This is a genomic window from Amycolatopsis sp. NBC_01480 (assembly GCF_036227205.1).
In the GTDB taxonomy this organism is placed as follows: Bacteria; Actinomycetota; Actinomycetes; order Mycobacteriales; family Pseudonocardiaceae; genus Amycolatopsis.
Window position 1 is genome coordinate 2,875,599 of sequence record NZ_CP109442.1, and the last position, 21,474, is coordinate 2,897,072.

The window sequence follows — 21,474 nt, forward strand, 5'->3', positions numbered from 1 at the left end:
AGGGTGGTTCCGGGTGCGAACCCGGGCACGCCCTCGCGCGTCGTGTGCTGCCCATTTTTCGTGCCCACGAAGGTGTGAAGGAGCGAGCCGGTGAGCGACGTACAGCGTGTTGGAGTGGTTGGCGCGGGCCTGATGGGGTCCGGCATCGCCGAGGTGCACGCCAGGTCCGGCATCGACGTCATAGTCACCGAGGTGAACCAGCCCGCGCTGGACGCCGGCCAGGCCCGGATCGAGAAGTCCCTGCAGCGCGGGGTGAAGAACGGCAAGCTGTCCACCGAGGACGCCGAAGCGGCGCGCGGCCGGCTGCGGTTCACCACCGAGATCGGCGAGTTCGCCGACCGTGACCTGGTGATCGAGGCGATCCTCGAGCAGGAGCAGGCCAAGGTCGAGGTCTTCCGCCAGCTGGACAAGATCGTCGAGCGGGAGGACGCGGTGTTCGCGTCCAACACCTCCTCGATCCCGATCATGAAGCTCGGCATGGCCACGGCCCGCCCGCAGCAGGTGGTCGGCATCCACTTCTTCAACCCGGTGCCCGTGCTGCCGCTGGTGGAGCTGGTCCCGTCGCTGCTGACCAGCGAGGAAACCGCGCGCCGCGCCGAGGAGCACGCCACCAAGGCGTTGAGCAAGACCGTGATCCGGTCGCAGGACCGCGCCGGGTTCATCGTGAACTCGCTGCTGGTGCCGTACCTGCTGTCCGCGATCCGCATGATCGAGTCCGGCTTCGCCTCCGCCGAGGACATCGACCGCGGCATGGAGCTGGGCACCGCGCACCCGATGGGCCCGCTGCGGTTGTCCGACCTGATCGGACTGGACACCATCAAGGCCATCGCGGACTCGATGTACGCGGAGTTCAAGGAGCCGCTGTACTCGTCGCCGCCGCTGCTGCTGCGCATGGTGGACGCGGGCCTGCTGGGCAAGAAGTCCGGCCGCGGGTTCTACTCGTACGCCTGACAACTTTCGTCGCCCCGGCCGGATACTTCCTCGGCTGGTGAACGGCCGCGCCCGATCGGTTCACTGACGGGCATGGAACCCACCTTCGTCTTCGCCGCGGGCGCCAACGGTGTGTCCGCTGCGCCCGTCGAACTGTTGCTGCGCGGGTACCGCGGTGTCGGCGTCCCGCAGCCGGGCGGGCAGTTCCGGCGCTCGTACCAGGCGCCGCAGGACCTGACCGCGTTCGCGACCGAGCCGTCGCCGCTGGCCGGCCGGACGGTGGCGGACGACGTGGCGGCCACCGTCGAAGTCATCCGGCGGGTGGCCGGGCACGGCCCGGTGGTGCTGGTGGGCGCGAGCATCGGCGGCGCCCTGATCACGCTGGCGGCCGAGCAGGTGCCGGAACTGGTCTCGACGCTGGTGTACGACACGGCGTTCTGCTGCGTCGACCTCGCGACGCCGGGCGACTACCTGGCCACTCCCGAAGCGGCTGACTCCCAGGGCGGCGCACTGCTGGGATTCGCGGCCGCGGACCCGGCCGTGGTGGCGCCCTCCGCTGCAACTGGCGCACGGCGTCGGAGCCACTGCTCACCGCCGCCTACCAGGCGCTGGCCGCGGACTCGACCGAGGCGGAGTTCTACGCCCTGCTCAACTCGTTGTCGCCGGACGACCTGGCCGACCGCGGCGCGACCGATTCCCGCGGCACGCCGGAGCGCTGGGGGCGGATCCCGCGGGTGTACGTTCGCCATCTCCAGGACCGCCTCCTCCCGCCGGCCCTGCAGAACCGGATGATCCGCGAGGCGGACGCCGCGACGCCGGGTAACCCGTTCGTCGTCCATGACCTGGACACCGCGCACTTCCCGAGTGCCGCCGGCATGGCAGCGCTGGTGGAGATCCTGGACGGGGTGGGCCGCGGGCTCAGCTGACCGGGCCGAACGCGGCCCGCCGCGCGGCGCGGCGCAGGACCAGCAGGATGGCGGGCCCGAGCAGCAGGATGGCGGCGAGGTTGGTCAGCGCGCGGCCGGTGTCCCAGCCGATCGTCGAGGTCAGCACCGTGAAGACCAGGAAGCGGTGCAGGTTTTCCGCCAGCGGCGCGCCCGGCACGAAGTCCAAAGCGGACGATCCCGCCAGGAACGGCCAGGTGAACATGCTCATGGCCAGCCCGTAGAAGTACGCCGCCAGCACGCCGTAGACCGCCAGCATCGCGATCTCCCAACGGCCCTTCACCCGCGACGGCAGCAGCCCTGCCCCCATCCCCACCATTGACGAAGCCAGCATCTGGAACGGCAGCCAAGGCCCGACCCCACCGGTGAGCAGCGCCGACGCGAACAGCGAAGTCGCCCCCAGCACGAACCCGAACCCCGCCCCGAACACCCGCCCGGCCAGCACCAGCAGGAAGAACACCAGCTCGATCCCGCCCGTGCCGGCCCCGAGCGGACGCAACGCCGCGTCGACCGCCGAAAGCACGCCCAGCAGCGCCAGCGCCTTCGAATCCAGCCCGCCGCTCGACAACTCGGCCAGCACGATGAGGATCAGCACGGGCAGGGTGGCCATGAAGACAAACGGCGCGTCCATCCCGTGGCCCGTTCCCGGGGTGGTGTTGACCAGCAAGGGCCAGCAGAACATCAGCAGCCCCAGCACCACCGCCGCGCCGAGCAGCAGCCCGGTCCGCCAGCGGACCCGGATGGCGGGCTGCAGGAAATCGGTCATCGCGCCGGCCCGCTCATGGCTCCAGCGCCTTCGCGACCTCGTCCACGGTCAGCCATTCCTCCGGGGCCAGGATCTTCGCGACCTGTGGCGCGAAGGCCGGTGAGGACACAACGACCTCCGCCGTCGGGCCGTCCGCGACGACCTCGCCCTCGGCCATCACCACCACGCGGTGGGCGGCGGTCGCGACGAATTCCACGTCGTGGGTGGCCAGGAGGATGGCGTGGCCCTCCGAAGCAAGCGAAGCGAGCACGGACGCGAAGTGCCGCTTCGCCGGGTAATCGAGGCCTCGGGTGGGCTCGTCGAGCAGCAACGCCGGAGGCGCGGCCGTCAGCTGCACCGCAAGTACCAACGCCAGCCGCTGCCCCTCGGACAGGTCACGTGGGTTGAGCGCGCCGTCGACGCCGGGGACGAGCCGGTCCAGCAGCGACCGCGCCGTGCCCGCCGCTGCCCCCGATTCCTTGTCCGCCTGGGCGCATTCGGCGTCCACCGTCTCGAGGTACAGCAGGTCCGCCGGGCTCTGCGGGACGAGGCCGACGCGCGTCCGGGCCGCCCGCGGCTTCAGCCGGGCCGGGTCCTCGCCCAGGACGTCGACCGTCCCGCCGGAGCGCGGGCCGCTGCCCTGCAAAGCCCACAGCAGCGAGGACTTCCCCGATCCGTTGCGCCCCATCAGCGCCACGACCTCACCCCGGCCCAGCCGCAGGTCCACCCCGCGCACGGCCAGGACGTCGCCGTACCGGACCTGCACCCCCGAAGCCCGCACCACCGTTTCCCCGGAGCCAGAACCAGAGCCGGAAGGACGCGAGAACGGAGCCAGCCGAGTCCGCAACGGGCCCGCCAGCCGCCGGGCGTCACGCACCGAGAGCGGCAGCGGCGACCAGCCCGCCAGCCGGCCCAGCTCGACGATCGGCGGCGCGACGTCCGCGAAGGCGAACACCTCCGCGGGCGGCCCGGAGGCCACCGAGCCGTCGCCGGGCAGGTACAGCACGCGGTCGGCGTACTGCGCGACGCGCTCCATCCGGTGCTCCGCGACGACCACCGTGGTCCCCAGGTCGTGCACCAGCCGGGTGATCGCGGCCAGCACCTCCTCGGCCGCCGTCGGGTCGAGCGCGGACGTCGGCTCGTCGAGCACCAGCACCCGCGGGTGCGCCGTGAGCACGGAGCCGATCGCGACGCGCTGCTGCTGCCCGCCAGAAAGCGTCCGAAGGGGACGGTTCCGCAGGTCCGCGATGCCCAGCAGGTCCAGCGTCTCCTCGACGCGCTTGCGCATCACGTCCGGCGCGACAGCCAGCTGCTCCATGCCGTACGCCAGCTCTTCCTCGACGGTGTCCGTGACGAACCCGGCCAGCGGGTCCTGCCCGACCACCCCGGCCACGGACGCCAGCTCACGCGGCGGGTGCGTTTCCGTGTCCAGCCCGGCCACGCGCACGCGCCCGGTCAGCCGGCCGCCGGTGAAGTGCGGGACGAGCCCGTTGATCGCACCGAGGAAAGTCGACTTGCCGACACCGGTCCGCCCGGCGACGAGGCACAGCTCGCCCTCCTCCACCACGAGGTCCACATCGGACAGAACGGGCCTCGCGGCACCGTTGTAAGTGACCCCGACGTGGGAGAACTCGATCATCGGGCGACCTCCAGCAACGGCACGGGACGCGGCGCCAGCCAGGCGGGCAGTGCCCCGATCAGCACGGACAACACCGGCAGGACCGGCAGCGACGGCCACTCCAGCCCGGTCGGGTACAGCCCGGCGGGACCGGCCGCGAACAGCAGCGCGCACGCCCCGACGCCGCACAGGACCACCAGCGTTTCGGGCAGCCGCCACAGGTCGGGCCGGTACGCGGTGCGCCGGACACGACGGCCGCCGAGCACGAACCCCGCCCCCGCCACCACCAGCCCGGCCGCCAGCATCGGCAGGCCGAGCCAGGTCGACGTCCCGTCGAGCACCCCGTACACCCCGACGGCGACGCCGATCATCCCGGCGAGCACACACACCGCGATCAGCGCGCGCACCCTCGGCGCGAGGTAGCCCCGCCGCCCGTAGCCGCGCGAGTCCATCGCCGCGGCGAGCAGGAGCGAGCGGTCCATCGCGTCCGCGAGCACCGGGACGAAAATCCCCTTCACGACGCGGAAGCCGCGCGAGCGTCCCGCTCGCAACCGCCGGGCGCGCCGCACCCGCTGCACGCTCTCCACCAGCTGCGGGGCCACCGAGAGCGCGACCGTGACCGCCGTGCCCACCTCGTACAACGCCCCGGGAACAGCCTTGAGCAGGCGTTTCGGGTTCGCCAGCGCGTTCGCGGCGCCGACGCAGATGACGATCGCGGCGAGCCGCAGCCCGTCGTAGAACCCGCCCAGCAGCTCTTCGGCCGACGTCGGCCCGAGCAGCGTGATCCCCGCGGCGGCCGCGGGCAGCGGGATGGTCGGCAGCGTGAACAGCACGTGCCCGCCGTCCTCGCCGCCGATGAGGATCCGGAACAGCACGCGCGAAGCCACGATCACCGCGCCGATGTACGCGTACAGCCGGAAGGCCAGCGCCCACGGCGCGTCCGTGCGGCGATGGGCGACCACGAACCCGGCCACCGCGATCACCAGGCCGAGCAGCAACGGGTTCGTGGTCCGGCTCGCGGCGACGGCGAGCGCGAGCGCCCACACCCACCACGCGCCGGGGTGCAGCGCGCGGGGGCTGCCGGTCAGCGGGGCCCGCGACCGGCCGCGCGGCTCACGAGCGGTCCGCGCCACGCCTGCGCCGCAGCCCCGTCACCACCCCGGCGGCCGCGATCAGCACGATCACCACGATGCCGATCACCAGCCCCCACGGGAAACCACTGTCCGAGGTGGACTGACTGGCGGGCGCCTGGGCCGGCGCGTTCGCCTGCCGGACGGGCGCGGTCCGCGGCGGCGGGTAGTCCGCGAACGCCTTGTTGTGCGCGAACGACCAGCCCTCGAAACTGCCCGCCGGCGGCTTCCAGCCCTGCACGCCGACCTGGCTCGACTCCCACTTGCCGCCGTTCGTGGCGGTCCAGAAGCTCCACGACGCGCTCTCCGGCGGCATGCCGGAGCACGACTGGTCGGCGGGCTTGCCCTCGATCTTGCAGATCAGCGCCAGCCCGTACTTGCCGGCGCCGGCCAGGTCCAGGCCCGCGTTCTGCATGGCCGTGACGCCGTTCTCCTGCGGCCCGGGCGCGCAGCGGATCAGCGTGTCACCGCCCAGGTCCTGGTAGTCGACGATCACGGTGACCCCGGTGGCGTCCGGGCAATAACCCGCGGTGCCCTTCCCGGGCACGGTCGCGGCCGCCGGGCCGGCCCCGGCCAGGCCGGCGGTGAAGAGCAGGGCACAGACGGAGAGAACTCGCCCCCAGGCGAGCGAAGGAACAGACATCGGTTGACGAACCTCGCATCGAGTCGGACCACGGCGGGCGATCCGGCTCACGGCCTCGACCAGGCCGATCACGGTTGCGGGTCAGCGCCGGAATCACACCGGCTTCCCCCGTTCGTGGTGTAGAACGCACAGACGTTAGCCCACCGGAGGGACCCGCAGGAAGCGAGAACGGACACACCTACACTTCCGGGCGTGGGACTCGGACAGCTGCGCGTCGGACTCGTCGGAACCGGTCCGTGGGCGACCACGGTGCACGCGCCCGGCCTGGCCGATCATCCCGGCACGACGCTCGCCGCCGTCTGGGCCCGCCGCGCCGACGCCGCGAAGGAGCTGGCCGACGCCCACGGGGCGATCGGCACCGATCAGCTGGACGAGCTGTTCTCGCAGGTCGACGCGCTGGCGTTCGCCGTCCCGCCGGCCGTGCAGGCCGAGCTGGCGGTCAAGGCCGCCGAGGCGGGCAAGCACCTGATCCTGGAGAAGCCGATCGCCGCCGACCTGGCCGGCGCGCAGCGGCTCGCCGACGCCGTGGCCGCGAACGACGTCGCGTCGCTGGTCATGCTCACCCTGCGGTTCTCCACGCAGACCCGCGAATGGCTCGAGGGCATCACCCGCGCCGGCGGCTGGCGCGGCGGCGGCGCCCGCTGGCTCTCGGGCGCGCTGCTCGGCGGCCGGTACGCGACTTCGGCCTGGCGCCAGGACACCTCCGGCGGCGCGCTCGCCGACATCGGCCCGCACGCGTTCGACCTGCTCGACGCCGCCCTCGGCCGGATCACCGACGTGCTCGCGGCCCACCGCGGCGAGGACGACCTCTGGCAGCTGCTGCTGGCCCACGAAGGCGGCGCGACGAGCACCGCGACGCTCTCGCTGCACCTGCCGGTCCAGCCCACCGTGGTCGAGATCGCCGTTTACGGCGAGCACGGATACCGGACGCTCGGCCGTAAAGCAGGCACGGCCGGGGAGTCCTACACCGCCCTGCTGGACGACTTCGCGGCGATGATCGCGAGCGGCACCACCACTCACCCGTGCGACGTCCGCCGCGGTCTGCACCTGTCTTCGATCATCGAGCGGGCCCGCGAGCTGGCCGAGTAGTACACAGGCCGTCTTCGCTAATTTCCGTTGTGAAATAAGACTTTCGCGTAAGCGCCCGGAATCCTTCCACAGGGTTGTCCACAGCATCCACTGTGGACGGTCCGCGCCTCGACCGAACCACGGGAAGCCGTTTCGCGCCACCGGAAGATCACCGAATAGTGCGGGCCACTGGGCATGCCAAGTGGATCTTGTGGTGCGAAGGTTGATCTTGGGAGGGCGGGAAGAAGCAGTTCAGAGGGGCTCTGAGAAGGGAAGCGCATGGGTGCTTTGCTGCGCGCTTTCTGGGGGATGATCCCGTTGACGGCCATCGCGCTGCCCTACGCGCTGATCAGCTGGCCCCTGCTCACGGCGAGGAGGCGGCGAAGAACCGGCATCCGCCACGCCTCCCTGACCTCCGCGGTCGATGTCGCCACCGTGACCCTCGGCGTGCTGGTGGGCTTCCTGGTGCTGATGCCCGTGGGCGACGCCGACACGAGCACCCTCGACCTGGTCCCCGGCGCCGACCTGTCCGACGCGCTGTCCGACGACGGCTCGCTCTGGCAGGTCATCGGCAACCTCCTGATGCTCTGTCCCCTGGGCGCGCTGCTCCCGATCCGGGTGCGGCGAATGCGTGCGGTGAGCCGGGTCGCGCTGGCCGCGATGAGCGCGTCCGTGCTGATCGAGGCACTGCAGTTCGTGATCCACAACGGCCGCGTCAGCTCCACCGACGACGTCCTGCTCAACACCCTCGGCGCCACGATCGGCGCGGCGCTGACCCGGCGCGGCTGGCGCTGGCTCGACCTGCCGACGGCCCCGCCGCCGATCCCGCGGCAGGTGCGGCGGACCGTCTGCGAGGCGCCGACGCTGCGGCTGCGCGTGCCGCGCTCGGTCTGGGACACGCGTTACGCCGGCGTCGGCCATCCCGAGCGGCGCTGAAAACTCGCTTGCCCTGAGTGCCAGACTCGGGGCCGAACCCGTTTCGGCTGAAGGAACGCCTATGTTTGCCGCCGCTGCCCGCGTCGGCCGAGGTCAGGCCTGACGCGAGCTCCTCAGCGTCGCCCTAGCGCCTGCTCTGCATGCGCTCCTTCTTCGATCCCGAAAGGGTTCTCCCACTCGTGTCATCGGCTCTTCAGGCTTATGTCCGCACGACCGCGCCGCGCGGCCGTGACACCGAACGCGTCGGCCCGTTCCTCGCCACCTTCGCGCGGGACACCGACCACCCGATGCTCAACTACGCGATCCCCGACGACGGCGCCACGGCGTCGCCCGCCGAGATCGCCGAGCTGACCGGGGCCTACCGCCGCCGCGGCCTGCTCCCGCGGTTCGAGTTCTTCACCGAGGCCGCCCCGGACCTCGAAGAACTCCTGGTCAAGCAGGGTTACGCACTGGAACGGCGGATCCCGCTCATGACCTGCACCCGCACGGACTTCCTCGATCGCCCCGCGCCCGACGGCGTCGGGCTGCGCTCCCCGTCGAACGAGGCCGACGCGCGCGGGATGCGTTCGGCGCAGAACGTGGCCTACGGCGAGTCCCCGGACGTGTCCGACACCGATTTGGCCAGCACACTGGCGTACGGCGATCGGGCCGTGCTCGCCGAGGACACGGCCACCGGCGAGATCATCGGCGGCGGCGTGGCGCTGGAGGTCGAGGCCGGCACCGCCGAGATCGCCGGCATCGCCGTCGCCGCCGCGTACCGGCAGCGCGGCATCGCTTCGGCCATCACCGCGCACCTCACGCGCGTCGTGTACGCGCAGGGCGGGCACGCGGCCTTCCTCACGCCCGGCGACGAGGGCATCGCCACGGTGTACCTGCGCGTCGGGTACCAGCCGGCGGGCGAGTGCGTGCACCTCTCGCTGCGCTAGTCGTGAGTGGCTATGACGGTTAGAACCGGCATAGCCACTCACGAGCAGTCAGTCGTCGAAGCGCCCGCCGCGGCCGCGTTTCACGTCGCCACGGCGTTTCTTCGCGGCCAGGCGGCGTTCCTTCGAGCCCCGGGAAGGCTTGGTGGGACGCCGTTTGGCCGGCGGCGGCGCGGAGGCGGCCAGCAGCATCGAGGCGAGCCGCTCGCGCGCCGCGTCCCGGTTCATCAACTGGGAGCGGTGCTCGCTGGCGGCGATGGTCAGCACGCCGTCGACCAGCCGTCCCGAAAGCCGGGCCAGGATGCGCTCCTTCAGCTGCGGCGGGATCACCGCGGAGCCGGCCACGTCGAACGACAACTCGACCCGGGAGTCCGTGGTGTTCACGCCCTGCCCGCCCGGTCCGGACGACCGGGAGAAGCGCTCGCTCAGCTCGGCCCCGGGTACCACGAACCGGGAGCCGATCACCACGTCCTCTGCCACCCGTCCAGTCTGTCAGGTTGCGCCAACCGCGTTTCTAAAAGCGCGGGTGGTCGCCCGACAGCACGGCGCGCGCGCCGTCCGGGTTCTCCGCCGGCTGCACGTCGCCGAGGATCCAGGCCGGCACGTGCCGCGCGGTGAGCACGGCCAGCGCCCGGTCGACGTCCTCGGCCGAGACGATCGCGACCATGCCGACGCCCATGTTGAACGTCTTCTCCAGCTCGGCCCGCTCGACCTTGCCGCGCTGCCCGATCACCGCGAACACCGGCGCCGGCGTCCAGCTCCCGCGCTCCAGCCTCGCGACCAGGCCACGCGGCATCACACGCGCGAGGTTGGCCTCCAGGCCGCCGCCAGTGATGTGCGCGAACGTGCGCACCTCGGTCTCGGCGGCCAGCGCCAAGCAGTCCTTGGCGTAGATCCGGGTCGGCACCAGCAGTTCCTCGCCGAGCGTGTGGCCGAACTCCTCGACGTGCCCGTCCAGCGGCATGCGCGCGATGTCCAGCAGCACGTGCCGGGCCAGCGAGTAGCCGTTCGAGTGCAGGCCGGACGCGCCCATCGCCAGCACCACGTCGCCGGGGCGGACCCGCTCCGGGCCGAGCAGCGCGGACGCCTCGACCACGCCGACGCCGGTGGCCGACATGTCGTAGTCGTGCTCGCCCATCAGGCCCGGGTGCTCGGCCGTCTCGCCGCCGAGCAGCGCGCAGCCGGCCTGCACGCAGCCCTCCGCGATGCCGCCGACCAGCGCCGCGATCTTCTCCGGCACCACCTTGCCGACGGCGATGTAGTCCTGCAGGAACAGCGGCTCGGCGCCGGTGACCACCAGGTCGTCGACCACCATGGCGACCAGGTCGATGCCCACGGTGTCGTGCTTGTCCAGCGCCTGCGCGACGGCGATCTTGGTGCCGACGCCGTCGGTGGACGAGGCGAGCACGGGCTCCTTCCACCGGTCGAGCTTGAGCGAGAAGAGCCCGGCGAAGCCGCCGACCCCGCCGCGGACCTCTGGTCGCGTGGCGCGCTCGGCATGTGGCTTGAGCAGCTCGACGGCTTGGTCACCGGCGTCGATGCTGACCCCGGCGGCGGCGTACGTGGCGCTCGTGGACTCGCTCACGGAAGCGGACTCCCTCTTGGACAAGCTGTGACTAGGGACGCCGGACGGCGTCTTCGGCACCGTACCCCGCGGGGCTGACCGGGGTCGCCGCGCCATTGACCGCGTCCATGCTCTCCAGCAGGTGCTTGCCGATGAGCGCGTCGTCGGGCAGCGCGATCGGGTACTCGCCGGAGAAGCAGGCCGTGCACAGGCGCGTTTTCGGCTGCTCCGACGCCGCGACGAGGCCGTCGAGCGAGATGTAGCCCAGCGAGTCGGCTCCGATGGAGCGGCGGATGCCGTCGAGGTCGACGCCGTTGGCCACCAGTTCGGCCCGCGAGGCGAAGTCGATGCCGTAGAAGCACGGCCACCGCACCGGCGGCGACGCGATCCGGACGTGCACCTCCAGCGCGCCCGCCTCCCGCAGCATGCGCACGAGCGCGCGCTGGGTGTTGCCGCGGACGATGGAGTCGTCGACCACCACCAGGCGCTTGCCGCGGATGACGTCGCGCAGCGGGTTCAGCTTCAGCCGGATGCCCAGCTGGCGGATGGTCTGCGACGGCTGGATGAAGGTGCGCCCGACATAGGCGTTTTTCACCAGACCGGTGCCGTACGGGATGCCCGAGCCCTGCGCGTAGCCGATCGCGGCGGGGGTGCCGGACTCCGGCACGGGCATCACCAGGTCACCGTCGGCCGGGTGCTCGAGGGCCAGGCGGCGCCCGATCTCCACGCGGGTGGCGTGCACGCTGCGGCCGGCGATGGTGGTGTCCGGGCGGGCCAGGTAGACGTACTCGAAGACGCAGCCCTTGGGGTCGGGGTTGGCGAACCGCGAGGAGCGCAGGCCCGAGGCGTCGATCGCGATCAGCTCGCCGGGCTCGACCTCGCGGACGAACGACGCGCCGCAGATGTCCAGCGCCGCCGTCTCGCTCGCCACCACCCAGCCGCGCTCCAGCCGGCCGAGCACCAGCGGGTGCACCCCGTGCGGGTCGCGCGCCGCGTACAGCGTGTTCTCGTCGGCGAAGACCAGGCAGAACGCGCCGACCAGGGTCGGCAGCAGCTCCAGGGCGGCTGCCTCGATGCCCTTGTCGGCCGCGTTCGCGGCGAGCAGCCCGCAGATCAGGTCCGAGTCGCTCGACGAGCCGGTGAGCCCGGCGTGCGGCTTCAGGCCCGCGGCGATGGTGCGCTCGCGCAGCTCCGAGGTGTTGACCAGATTGCCGTTGTGGGCAAAGGAAAGCCCGCTGCCGGTGGCAGTGGTCCGGAAGATCGGCTGCGCGTTCTCCCAGATCGTCGCGCCGGTGGTGGAGTAGCGGCAGTGGCCGACGGCGATGTGGCCCTGCAACGACTGCAGCACCTGTTCGTCGAACACCTGGCTGACCAGGCCGAGGTCTTTGAAGACCACGATCTGCGAGCCGTCGGACACCGAGATGCCCGCTGCCTCCTGCCCGCGGTGCTGCAGGGCGTACAGGCCGTAGTAGGTCAGCTTCGCGACCTCTTCCCCGGGAGCCCAGACGCCGAAGACGCCACACTCCTCGCGGGGTTCCGGGTCGGGCTGATCAGTGCTGGACGGGTCGGAAACCACCGAGGTGCTCCCAGGAAGACGTGGTCAGGCCGACTCAAGTGTAAAGGGTGTCAAGCCGATAAACGGCGGACGCGACGTGGTTCTGCCCACTTCACCCTCGAGGTCCCGGGCCCGTGACCGGCGGCGGATCCTCGCACCGGGGACGGACCGGGCACACTCACCGGGCCGGCGCCCGACGGCCGCGCCGCGCCTTGACCATGCCGATCACCCCGGCGGCCCCGGCGGCGGCGAGCCCGATCACCATGACGACGTTGCCCGCGACCGTGCCCGGGTTGGCCGAGAACAGGTTGGGCGTCAGCTGGCCGGACAGTCCGCCGACGACGACGATCCAGAACGCGATGAGCACGCCGAACACCGGGTGCCACCACCAGCGCGAGGTGAGCAGCATCAGCAGCCCGGCCCCCACGATGAACAGGATGCCCGGCGGGAAGGCGGAAAAGCCGAACGACTTCTCGCCGTTCGCGAACTTCGCCGGGTCGGCGGCCCACTGGATCAGCAGCCCGACGATGCCGACGAGCAGGCCGGCGAACGCGATGAGGGTGTTCCGGTTGAAACGGGACATGACGAGCTCCTTCACAAGTGGGGTCAACGGGTGGCGCGGAGGCCCGAGGCCACCGAAAACACCGCAGCGGCAACAAAACTGAGCACCTGCACCCAGCCGGCGGCGAAGTCGAACACTGCCGAAGGGTGGGTCAGCGTGGACCTGAACTGGGACGACGCGAACCCTCCGAAGAGGAAGAACGCGCTCATGGCGGTGGCCACCAACGGGGTGTACCGCCCTCGGACCAGCGCCACGACCACGGCGACCGCCAGGTAGACGAACGGGCCGGGCCCGTCGTAACCGGTGGCTTCGTCGGCGATGGCAGCGAGGGCCAGCGCGGCGCAAGTGGCGATCAGCAGCGACCGGTGCCGTCCGGTGGCGCGGACGATCGCCACCCGGGTTTGCTCTGCCATGGCCAGGTCTCCTTCAGCTGCCGGATCGGACGAGAGCCATGGTCGGCTCGGCCGGCCGGTGACCGCGTCGGACGCAAAGCGGTCTTCGCGGCGCGGAACTACGTCAACTGACGTACTCAGGTGTCGGCACGACGCTGATGTGCCGCCGCGCTCCGGCGAGCACGCTCAGCGGCATGGTGTTCGGCGATCGGCTGACGCGTCCGGCGTGGTCGGACGTGGTGCTCGGCGCCGCGCTCGCGGTGGCCGTGGTCGCCGGCACGATGGCCGACTCCGCCGGGCAGACCGGCCGCTCCCGGCCGTTGGACGCGGTCGGCCTGGTGCTGCTGGTGGCGGCCGCGGCCGTGACGGCGGTCCCGCGGCGAACCATGCCGCTGGGCGCGCTGACCGGCGCGGTGCTGCTGGTCAACGCGTACCTGCTGGCCGGATATCCCTACGGCCCGGTGCTGTTGTGCCTGGTGATCACGGTGTTCGAGCTGGCCCGGCAACGCCCGTTGACCGTTTCGGCGGCGGCCGGCGGGCTGGCGGCGGTGATCTCCTCGGCCACGATCCTGCTCCGGCTGATCGGCGACGGGCACACCCCGCTGCTGCTGGCCCTGGCCTGGACCAGCTGGATCGTGCTGCCGTGGTCGCTCGGCGCGTTGATCCACGTGACGAACGCGGCCCGCCGGCGGGCGCGGCGGGACCTCATCGCCCGCACCGCCCTCGAGGAGCGGATGCGGCTGGCCGGCGAGGTGCACGACATCGCCGGCCACGGCTTCGCGCTGGTCACCATGCAGGCCGGGGTCGCGTTACTCGTCTTCGACGAGCAGCGGGACCAGGCCCGGCTGTCGCTGGAAGCCATCCAGGAGACCAGCACCGCCGCGCTCGCCGACCTGCGGCGGATGCTGGACACCTTCCACCCTCGTTCGCCGCAGCCCGGCGACCCGGCCGGAGTCGCCGGTCTCGGCGGCCTGATCCAGCAGGTCCGCGCCGGTGGCCTGCCAGTGGAGCTGGCGACCGACGGTCCTGATCTGCCCGAGCAGCTGGGCGCCACCGTCTACCGGGTCGTGCAGGAGGCGTTGACGAACGTGCTGCGCCACGCCGGGCCGACTCAGGCCGAGGTCGCGATCGACCGGGGCGACCGGCATGTTGAGGTCCGGGTGACCGACCGCGGCATCGGTCTCAACGCGCCTGGGACGGCGGCCGGCCGTGGACTGGCCGGGATGCGCCGCCGCGTCGAGGAATTGGACGGCCGGTTGGCCGCCGGCCCCCGTGACGGCGGCGGATTCCAGGTCGTGGCCTGGCTGCCCGCGCCGGAGCCGGCCCGACGATCCGGGTACTGCTGGTCGACGACCATCAGCTGGTCCGGATGGGCTTGCGGGTACTCGTCGAACGCGAGGACGACATGCGGGTGGTCGGTGAGGCCGACAGCGGGCAGCAGGCCCTGACCCGGCTGCGCCACAGCCCCGCCGACGTGATGCTGCTGGACATCCGGATGCCCGGCCTGGACGGGCTGGAGGTGTTGCGCCGCCTCGCCGCCGATCCGGCGTTGGGCCAGGTACGGGTCATCGTGGTGACGACGTTCGAGATCGACCAGTACGTGTTCGAGGCCCTCGGCGCCGGGGCCAGCGGCTTCATCCTGAAGGACAGCGCCCCGGCCGAACTCGTCCACGCGGTCCGCGTCGTGGCAGCCGGCGAAGCGCTGCTGTCCCCTTCGGTGACCCGCCTGATGGTGTCCACCTTCGCGCAACGCTGGACGCTGCCCACCGCGGTCGACGGCCTCGACACCCTCACCAGCCGGGAACGGGAAATCGCCGCGTCGGTGGCCACCGGCCGGTCCAACACCGAGATCGCCGAGGCACTGTTCCTTTCGCCCGCCACCGTCCGCACCCACGTGACACGAGCCATGGCCAAACTCAACGCCCGCTCCCGCGCCCAACTCGTCGTCCTCGCCGTCCGGGCCGGACTGGAAATGCCGCAGGCATGAGACAGGCCCCGCACGAGGTGTATTGGGACACTTCGTACGGGGCCTGAAGAACTGGGTCGACGCGGCCTCAGCGGGCCGCGAGCCACTTGGACGTGCCGCCGCGGCCGGGCACCCAACAGCCCTTGGCCTGGGAGCCCTCCGGCTCCTGGCGGTCGGGCAGCGCGAGTACCTCGGCGAGCACCTCGGCTGCTTCACCCTTGGTGCGCCACAACCACTTCTCGGGCTCGAGGACGTTCTCCTCGGTGCCGGGCACGCGCAGCGCGACCACGTCGTCCTCGGCGTTGAGCCGGACCACGTCGACCACGTCGTCGTGGACGCGGACCCCGACCACGGCGAGCACCTCGCCATGTTCGTTCGCCGGGTGCACGAACTGGTACCCGCGGGCGATCAGCTCCTGCAGGCCGGTCTCGATGTCGAGGACTACCGGTGCGGCGCCGGGGCCGCGGTGGGGGTCGAGGATGTCACTGGAGGACATCGTCGAATTCCCCGTCCTTCGCTCCCGCGAGGAAGGCAGCCATCTCGGCGCGGGTGTACACCAGCGCCGGTCCGGTCGGGAAGCGCGAGTTGCGCATCGCGATCTCGCCGGAGGTGAGTGGGGCGACCTCCACGCAGTTGCCGACCGAGCCGCTGTAGCTCGCCTTACGCCAGGCGGCGCCGGTCAGACGGTCGGCCGGAACACCGTTCTCGAACCGCTCAGCCATGATCCCCACCTTCCGGGACGGTGAAAAGCTCAGGAATATGCATGTGCATTTGCCTGTGACTTCGACGCTAGCACGCGCGCTTGCAGCGGTAAATGCACGTGCAGAAGTTTTTGCAAGTTTCTCCCTGAGTGACGACTCAGTTCAGTAGAAAGTCCCAGCCGGGCGAAAACACCGGTACCCGATAGGGTGAATAACTACAGTGAGTGTTCCTTTGCCGGGTAATGGTCGCGCTGCGCTGAGCGGCGTACCGGACGTCCCGGCGGTTGGCCCGGCGATTCAGGCGCGAAACGGCCATCCGACGCAGCAGGTCAAGCCTCGTGATCGGCCGGACGCCGACGTCCAGCCGGCCAGGCGCGTGGAAGACAGCCTGAGAAGGTGACTTGCCAATGCTCCGGATCGCCCGCCCCTCCAAGAGAAAGAGCCCCGCCGGAACCGCCGGGTCAGATCTCCTGACGGCGCTTCGCCAGCCGGGCCCGGCTGCGTTCCGGGGTCTCGGCGTCGACGGCCAGCAGGTCGAGCGCGCGGCCGTACTTCTCGATCTCGTCCCGCTTGTCGAGGTAGTGGGCGCCGGTCAGGTATTCGACGTACGCGATGTTCGGCAGCTCCGTCTCGGCGAAGCGCAGCAACGAAAACGCGTGCTCGGCTGAGAGGCCACTGCGGCAGTACGGGAGGATCTGCACCGAGACGTGCGGCAGCGTGGTCACCTCGAGCAGGTACTCCAGCTGCTGCTTGAACACCTTCGGCCCGCCGATCGGCCGGTACAGCACCGATTCGTCGAGCACCGCCCAGATCCGCGGCGCGTCCGGGCGGGCCAGCATCTTCTGCCGCCGCATGCGCAGGGCCACCAGCTGGTCGACCCGCTCGTCCGCCATCTCCGGGCGGCCGTGGCTGAAGATCGCCCGCGCGTACTGCTCGACCTGCAGCAGGCCGGAGACGAACAGCGGCTCCCAGATCTGGATCCGCGACGCCGCCTCTTCCAGGCCGACGAGGTCGGTGAACCAGCCCGGCACGGTTTCGCCGAACTTCCGCCACCAGCCGGCTTCGTTCGACTGCTTGACCATCTCGAGGAACGAGCGCCGCTCTTCGGCGTCGGCCACGCCGTACATCGTCAGCAGGTCGCTGACGTCGCGCTCTTTGAAGCCGACCCGGCCCAGCTCGAGGCGCGAGATCTTGGACTCCGAGCCGCGGATGTTGTAGCCGGCTTGCTGACGGGTGATGCCCGCGTCTTCGCGCAGCCTGCGCAGCTGCGAGCCGAGGATCATGCGGCGGGCGGTGGGCCCGAGACTCTGCTCACCACCACCGGACGCGTTCACCGCGTTCATGACCGGACCTTCCGTACGCCGCTGGTTGACCTGGGGATTCAGCCCGACTACCCAAAGTACACCTACGGTGCCACGCCGTATAGCAAGGCTCAGGCCCCGTCCCGGCATTCTACGGAGAGTCGGAGTCAAAGGACACAGTCAGGTGAGTATTGGCCGATCCGGACCCGAGTGGATCAAAGGCGGACTACCGGGAGCCAGTGTGAAAGGTCGGCCCGGGTGCCCGACGCGGTCACGCGCCCGGCGGCCACGGCGTCGTCCCAGCCGAGCCGGCCGGTCGCCAGCTCGAGCCAGGTGCGCGGGTCCGTCTCGATCACGTTCGGCGGCGTGCCGCGGGTGTGCCGGGGCCCTTCGACGCACTGCACTGCCGCGAACGGCGGAACGCGGACCTCGACGGTGTGCCCGGGCGTGTCCTGGGCCAGCGTCCGCAGGCTCAGCCGGACGGCCGCGGCCAGCTCGGGCCGCGCCGGATCCGGGCCCTCACCTCGCAGCCAGCCGGAAACGGCCAGCACCGCGGCTCGTAACTCAGCGGGGTCGACCGAACGCGATGAGGCCATGGGAGAACAGTAGAGTGGCCGCACACGAGATTTCTGGCACCCGGCACCGAGGGACGGCGATGGCGCAGCGGGACGAGGCAGATCGGACGGCTTCCCGGACCACCCCCGCGGAGCGCCGCGGGAAACAGCCATCGGGCGGGCGGCACGGCCGCCGGGGCCCGCAGGGCAAGCCGGAGATCACCGAGGAGATGCGGGCCAACGCGCGGGCGAACCCCAACAGCTGGCTGTACGTCATCGACGAGGCCTTCGACCCCAACGGCCCGGTCCCGTCGTGGGCCGTGGTGGGCGCGTACCCGGTGAACGGCGCGGGCGACGTCGTCGAGGACTTCCACCCCAACGACCGCTACCGGCCGTCCCCGAAGGCGCTCGGCTTCCCCGAGCCCGCCAACGACCTCGAGCAGCTGCTGCAGCTCGTGCGCACCGAGCACCGGCCGGCCGAGGACCTGCCGCAGGTGATCCTGGACGCGACGCTGTTCGTCTACGCGATGTCGCCGATCCAGCGCACGATCATCGGCTTCCACAACACCGACGGCCGCGTGCTCGTGCCCGCGTACACGCGCAAGTCGCTGGTGCCGCGGGAATGGCCGCACGCCCGCGCCGTGCTGGGCCGCGACATCGTGGGCCTGCTGGCCGGCCACCCGGTGGCGGTCAACCCGCACGACCTGATCACCGCCGTCGTCCCGGCGGAGCACCTGATCAAGGCGCTGGCCGAAGAGCGGCGCTGAACCCTCGCCTCGAACCCGTTAAGGACTCCTTGACCGCGTCCGACGCGGTCAAGGGGGCCTTGACGGCGGGCCCGAAGTGGATCACCCACAGGGACAGCGCCTGTCCCAGACCTGCCTTTGACCTGGGCGAATGACCCGTTTGAGTGATCACCGATTCGCCGGAACGGCGGCGGGCGGGCATCGTGGCCGAGTAAGGAGTACACGCGTCCGGTTGGGAGTCCGCGGTGAAGCGTCGCAATCCACTGCTGCGCTTCGGCGCGGTTCTCTCCGCCGGCGTGGCCGGGCTGGCACTGTGCGGGCCGCCCGCCGAAGCGGCGCCGAGCTACGCCGGGGCCGACGACAACTTCGCCGGCTCGCAGATCGCGAAACACGAGGGCGTCGACGGCACGCCGAACGTCCAGTACTCGGCCGAGGACCAGGTGCTCGGCCACGACGTGAGCGGGCACCAGGGCCCCGTCGACTGGCCGGCCGCCGCGAATGCGGGCGCGAAGTTCGTCTACATCAAGGCAACCGAGGGCACCGGGTTCGTCAGCCCCCAGTTCACCCAGCAGTACAACGGCTCCTACGCCGTCGGGCTCGTCCGCGGCGCCTACCACTTCGCCCGGCCCGACGTCTCGGACGGCGCCACGCAGGCCAACTACTTCATCGCGCACGGCGGCGGCTGGTCCGGCGACGGCAAGACCCTGCCGGGCGCGCTGGACATGGAGTACAACCCGTACGGCGACACCTGTTACGCCAAGGACCCGGGCTCGCTCGTCGCGTGGATCCAGTCCTTCTCGGACACCTACCGCGCGCGCACCAGCCGGCTGCCGACCATCTACACGTCCACGAGCTGGTGGAAGAAGTGCACCGGCAACAGTCCCGCGTTCGGCGCGAATCCACTGTGGCTGGCGCGCTACAACACCCAGGTCGGGGAGCTGCCCGCCGGCTGGACCAGCCAGTCGATCTGGCAGTTCGCGGACCAGGGTGTGCTGCCGGGCGACCAGAACTGGCTCAACGGCCCCCTCGCGCTCCTGCGCAATCTGGCAATCGGGTGAACATTTGTTATCTGCTGACGAATTGACGATCATCCACTGAGGAAAATCACCCACGTGAACTTTTAACTTCGCGGAACTTGATGACAAACGCGAGCCTGTCCTCAAGAATCTCCCCACGGGCGGCTACCTGCAATAGCCGCCCTCAGCGAGGGTATCTGTGAAGGGATTCAACGATGTCCACTTCCCGAAGAGGACGGCGCTCGATTCTGCTCTCCGTCCTGGCCATCCCCACCGTGGCGCTCCTGCTCGGCTCCACGGCTCAGGCGACGGCCATTCCGAACAACCCGGACCAGTCGGCGAATAAGATCAACTCGATCAACAACGACATCATGGTCCACAACCACGCGCTGGGGTCGCAGATCCGGCGGGTCGAAGGCGACGCCTCCACCCCCGGCACCGACGCCGCGGCGCAGCAGCCGCAGCCGGCCACCGCCATTCCGAACCAGGTGCTGGCGACCACCGCCGGCATCGACGTCGCCAGTTATCAGGGCAACGTCGACTGGGCCAGTTGGTGGGGCCAGGGCAAGCGGTTCGTCTGGACCAAGGCGACGGAAAGCACCAACTACACGAACCCGTACTTCGCGCAGCAGTACAACGGTTCGTACAACCAGGGCTTCATCCGCGGCGCGTACCACTTCGCCACCCCGAACACGTCGAGCGGCGCCGCGCAGGCCACGTATTTCGTGGCCCACGGCGGCGGCTGGTCGGGCGACGGCAAAACCCTGCCGGGCGCGCTGGACATGGAGTACAACCCGTACGGCGACACCTGTTACGGGCTGAGTCAGGCGTCGATGGGCGCGTGGATCCGCGACTTCCACGACACCTACCACGCCAAGACCGGCCGCTGGCCCGTGATCTACACCTCGACGAGCTGGTGGAGCCAGTGCGTGGGCACGTCGCAGACCTTCGGCGACACCGTCCCGCTCTGGGTCGCGCGGTACGCCTCGTCGGTCGGCGCGCTGCCGAACGGCTGGGGCTATTACACCGTCTGGCAGTACACCTCGAGCCCGATCGACCAGGACACCTTCAACGGTGGTCTGGACCGGGTCCAGGCGCTGGCCAACGGCTGATCCACCGGTGGCTCCCGGCCGTCCCGCGCCGTCCGGCGGCGGGGCGGCCGGGAGCCGCTTTTGTGCCGGGCCGCCCGACCTTGCAGAATGCAGGCACTGTGGGGCGGAGGAACCGCCGGCGCTCACCGGGCGTCAGACCGCGGCGCGAATCGGTGCAGCAGGAAGGCGGAACCGGAGATGACCTACCCACCGCAGCCCGGGCAGGGCGGCCAGCCCGACCCTTACGGCCAGGGCTGGCAGCAGCAGCCCCCGTCGGGCGGGGTCCCGCAGCAGCCGGGCTGGGACCCGAACGCGCAGCAGCAGCCGCAACAGCCGCAGGGCTGGGACCCCAACGCGCCGCAGCAGCCGTGGGACCCGAACCAGCAGCAGCCGTACGGGCAGCCGTACCAGCAGGGCCAGCAGCCGTACCCGACCCAGCAGTACCCGCAGCAGGGCTGGGACCCCAACCAGCCGCCGCAGGGCTGGGACCCGAACCAGCAGCAGTACGGCCAGGGCTTCGGCGGGCCGGGCGGTCCGGGTGGGCCGCCGCCGCAGAAGAACAAGACCGCGCTGTGGGTCGGGATCGCCGTGGCGGTGGTCCTGGTCGTCGCGCTCGGCATCACCGGCTTCGTCGCGCCCGGCTTCTTCCTGAGCAAGGACAGCAACACGAACACCGCGCAGAACCCGCCTTCGCAGCAGCGGCTGCCCGGCACCTCGGCGCCGGGGCTGCCGACGGACGAGTCCTCGCCGCCCACCGACCAGTCCCAATCCCCCGGCACGGGCGGCAGCGGTGACTCGGGCGAAGGCAAGTCGACCGTCGAGGCGTTCCTGGCGAAGATCAACGCGAAGGACGCCGCCGGCGCCAGCTCGATGGTCTGCCAGGGCAGCGAGTCCTTCTCCAAGGACAGCATCACCGAGTCCACCGCCGGCACGCCGCAGCTGAAGGCGGGCGAGTACTCGGGCAGCGCGATCGTCACGGCCACGATCAGCGGCTCGGTGTCCGGCAAGGACGCCAACGGCTCGGTGATCGCGAGCTCGTTCGACGGCAAGTGGTGCATCGGCGGGTTCTTCGTCATCGCCTACTGACGC

25 protein-coding genes and 1 riboswitch are annotated in these 21,474 nt (G+C 71.0%); of the genes, 12 read left to right on the top strand and 13 right to left on the bottom strand.

The features are described 5' to 3' along the window. Positions 1–90 precede the first annotated feature (90 nt). The 3 genes from OG371_RS13645 (at position 91) to OG371_RS13655 (ending at position 1,856) form a co-directional block, all read left to right on the top strand. Positions 91–951, top strand: a complete 861-nt coding sequence (locus OG371_RS13645; RefSeq protein ID WP_329069133.1) for a 3-hydroxybutyryl-CoA dehydrogenase — start codon at positions 91–93, stop codon at positions 949–951. A gap of 72 nt (positions 952–1,023) precedes the next feature. After that, positions 1,024–1,722 (top strand): alpha/beta hydrolase, encoded by a 699-nt coding sequence (locus OG371_RS13650; RefSeq protein ID WP_329069135.1) that lies wholly within the window; start codon positions 1,024–1,026, stop codon positions 1,720–1,722. After that, entirely contained in the window at positions 1,719–1,856 is a 138-nt protein-coding gene (locus OG371_RS13655) for a hypothetical protein (protein WP_329069137.1), read from the top strand. The genes OG371_RS13650 and OG371_RS13655 overlap by 4 nt, the downstream gene beginning before the upstream one ends. Here the strand turns inward: OG371_RS13655 and OG371_RS13660 are convergent. From OG371_RS13660 to OG371_RS13675, 4 genes are read right to left on the bottom strand one after another with little or no spacing between them, the layout of a single operon-like run. After that, positions 1,849–2,640: an ECF transporter S component gene (locus OG371_RS13660; protein ID WP_329069139.1), complete on the bottom strand. Its 792-nt coding sequence runs from the start codon at positions 2,638–2,640 to the stop codon at positions 1,849–1,851. The genes OG371_RS13655 and OG371_RS13660 overlap by 8 nt on opposite strands. 13 nt (positions 2,641–2,653) lie before the next feature. Then, positions 2,654–4,258: an ABC transporter ATP-binding protein gene (locus OG371_RS13665; protein WP_329069141.1), complete on the bottom strand. Its 1,605-nt coding sequence runs from the start codon at positions 4,256–4,258 to the stop codon at positions 2,654–2,656. Then, on the bottom strand, positions 4,255–5,304 hold the full coding sequence (locus OG371_RS13670; protein WP_329073040.1) for a CbiQ family ECF transporter T component: 1,050 nt from the start codon (positions 5,302–5,304) through the stop codon (positions 4,255–4,257). The genes OG371_RS13665 and OG371_RS13670 overlap by 4 nt, the downstream gene beginning before the upstream one ends. A gap of 46 nt (positions 5,305–5,350) precedes the next feature. Beyond that, positions 5,351–6,010: a hypothetical protein gene (locus tag OG371_RS13675; RefSeq protein ID WP_329069143.1), complete on the bottom strand. Its 660-nt coding sequence runs from the start codon at positions 6,008–6,010 to the stop codon at positions 5,351–5,353. 15 nt (positions 6,011–6,025) lie between these two features. Next, positions 6,026–6,159, bottom strand: a riboswitch (cobalamin riboswitch). A 43-nt stretch (positions 6,160–6,202) separates the two neighbouring features. Here OG371_RS13675 and OG371_RS13680 point away from each other — a divergent pair. The 3 genes from OG371_RS13680 to OG371_RS13690 all read left to right on the top strand — a co-directional run bounded on the left by OG371_RS13680 (position 6,203) and on the right by OG371_RS13690 (position 8,940). Then, positions 6,203–7,099 (top strand): Gfo/Idh/MocA family protein, encoded by an 897-nt coding sequence (locus tag OG371_RS13680; RefSeq protein ID WP_329069145.1) that lies wholly within the window; start codon positions 6,203–6,205, stop codon positions 7,097–7,099. A 258-nt stretch (positions 7,100–7,357) separates the two neighbouring features. After that, positions 7,358–8,014, top strand: a complete 657-nt coding sequence (locus tag OG371_RS13685) for a VanZ family protein (RefSeq protein WP_329069146.1) — start codon at positions 7,358–7,360, stop codon at positions 8,012–8,014. Positions 8,015–8,193: 179 nt separating this feature from the next. Beyond that, positions 8,194–8,940 (top strand): GNAT family N-acetyltransferase, encoded by a 747-nt coding sequence (locus tag OG371_RS13690; protein ID WP_329069148.1) that lies wholly within the window; start codon positions 8,194–8,196, stop codon positions 8,938–8,940. A 48-nt stretch (positions 8,941–8,988) separates the two neighbouring features. Here the strand turns inward: OG371_RS13690 and arfB are convergent, their stop codons facing one another. The 5 genes from arfB to OG371_RS13715 form a co-directional block, all read right to left on the bottom strand. Beyond that, positions 8,989–9,417: an alternative ribosome rescue aminoacyl-tRNA hydrolase ArfB gene (arfB, locus tag OG371_RS13695; RefSeq protein WP_329069150.1), complete on the bottom strand. Its 429-nt coding sequence runs from the start codon at positions 9,415–9,417 to the stop codon at positions 8,989–8,991. Positions 9,418–9,451: 34 nt separating this feature from the next. Continuing rightward, entirely contained in the window at positions 9,452–10,522 is a 1,071-nt protein-coding gene (gene purM / locus OG371_RS13700) for a phosphoribosylformylglycinamidine cyclo-ligase (protein ID WP_329069152.1), read from the bottom strand. Positions 10,523–10,553: 31 nt separating this feature from the next. Next, positions 10,554–12,077 carry an amidophosphoribosyltransferase gene (gene purF / locus OG371_RS13705; protein WP_329069154.1) on the bottom strand — a complete coding sequence of 508 codons (1,524 nt, stop codon included), beginning with the start codon at positions 12,075–12,077 and terminating at the stop codon, positions 10,554–10,556. Between the two features lie 157 nt (positions 12,078–12,234). Continuing rightward, positions 12,235–12,639, bottom strand: coding sequence for a hypothetical protein (locus OG371_RS13710; protein ID WP_329069157.1), 405 nt, complete (start codon positions 12,637–12,639; stop codon positions 12,235–12,237). Between the two features lie 23 nt (positions 12,640–12,662). Next, complete coding sequence (locus OG371_RS13715) at positions 12,663–13,031, bottom strand: hypothetical protein (protein ID WP_329069159.1); 369 nt, start codon at positions 13,029–13,031, stop codon at positions 12,663–12,665. Between the two features lie 173 nt (positions 13,032–13,204). Between OG371_RS13715 and OG371_RS13720 the strand changes: the two genes are divergently transcribed. After that, entirely contained in the window at positions 13,205–14,458 is a 1,254-nt protein-coding gene (locus tag OG371_RS13720) for a sensor histidine kinase (RefSeq protein ID WP_329069161.1), read from the top strand. After that, entirely contained in the window at positions 14,380–14,997 is a 618-nt protein-coding gene (locus tag OG371_RS13725) for a response regulator transcription factor (RefSeq protein WP_329069162.1), read from the top strand. Before OG371_RS13720 ends, OG371_RS13725 begins: the two co-directional genes overlap by 79 nt. Before the next feature lie 67 nt (positions 14,998–15,064). Here the strand turns inward: OG371_RS13725 and OG371_RS13730 are convergent, their stop codons facing one another. From OG371_RS13730 to OG371_RS13745, 4 genes are all read right to left on the bottom strand, one after another. After that, positions 15,065–15,472, bottom strand: coding sequence for a hypothetical protein (locus OG371_RS13730; RefSeq protein WP_329069164.1), 408 nt, complete (start codon positions 15,470–15,472; stop codon positions 15,065–15,067). Further along, entirely contained in the window at positions 15,459–15,698 is a 240-nt protein-coding gene (locus OG371_RS13735; protein ID WP_329069166.1) for a DUF397 domain-containing protein, read from the bottom strand. The genes OG371_RS13730 and OG371_RS13735 overlap by 14 nt, the downstream gene beginning before the upstream one ends. A 440-nt stretch (positions 15,699–16,138) precedes the next feature. After that, positions 16,139–17,020, bottom strand: a complete 882-nt coding sequence (locus OG371_RS13740) for a helix-turn-helix domain-containing protein (RefSeq protein WP_329069168.1) — start codon at positions 17,018–17,020, stop codon at positions 16,139–16,141. A 173-nt stretch (positions 17,021–17,193) separates the two neighbouring features. Next, a complete protein-coding gene (locus OG371_RS13745) occupies positions 17,194–17,574 on the bottom strand; it encodes a sterol carrier family protein (protein ID WP_329069170.1) in 381 nt (126 codons plus the stop codon). Positions 17,575–17,633: 59 nt separating this feature from the next. On the opposite strand from OG371_RS13745, the gene OG371_RS13750 reads away from it, so the two are divergent. The 4 genes from OG371_RS13750 (at position 17,634) to OG371_RS13765 (ending at position 21,471) form a co-directional block, all read left to right on the top strand. Next, positions 17,634–18,299 carry a type VII secretion system-associated protein gene (locus OG371_RS13750; protein ID WP_329069172.1) on the top strand — a complete coding sequence of 222 codons (666 nt, stop codon included), beginning with the start codon at positions 17,634–17,636 and terminating at the stop codon, positions 18,297–18,299. 224 nt (positions 18,300–18,523) lie between these two features. Then, positions 18,524–19,336 carry a lysozyme gene (locus OG371_RS13755; RefSeq protein WP_329069174.1) on the top strand — a complete coding sequence of 271 codons (813 nt, stop codon included), beginning with the start codon at positions 18,524–18,526 and terminating at the stop codon, positions 19,334–19,336. 173 nt (positions 19,337–19,509) lie between these two features. Beyond that, positions 19,510–20,406 (top strand): lysozyme, encoded by an 897-nt coding sequence (locus tag OG371_RS13760; RefSeq protein WP_329069176.1) that lies wholly within the window; start codon positions 19,510–19,512, stop codon positions 20,404–20,406. A gap of 177 nt (positions 20,407–20,583) precedes the next feature. Beyond that, a complete protein-coding gene (locus tag OG371_RS13765; protein WP_329069178.1) occupies positions 20,584–21,471 on the top strand; it encodes a hypothetical protein in 888 nt (295 codons plus the stop codon). The last annotated feature ends 3 nt before the right edge of the window (positions 21,472–21,474 follow it).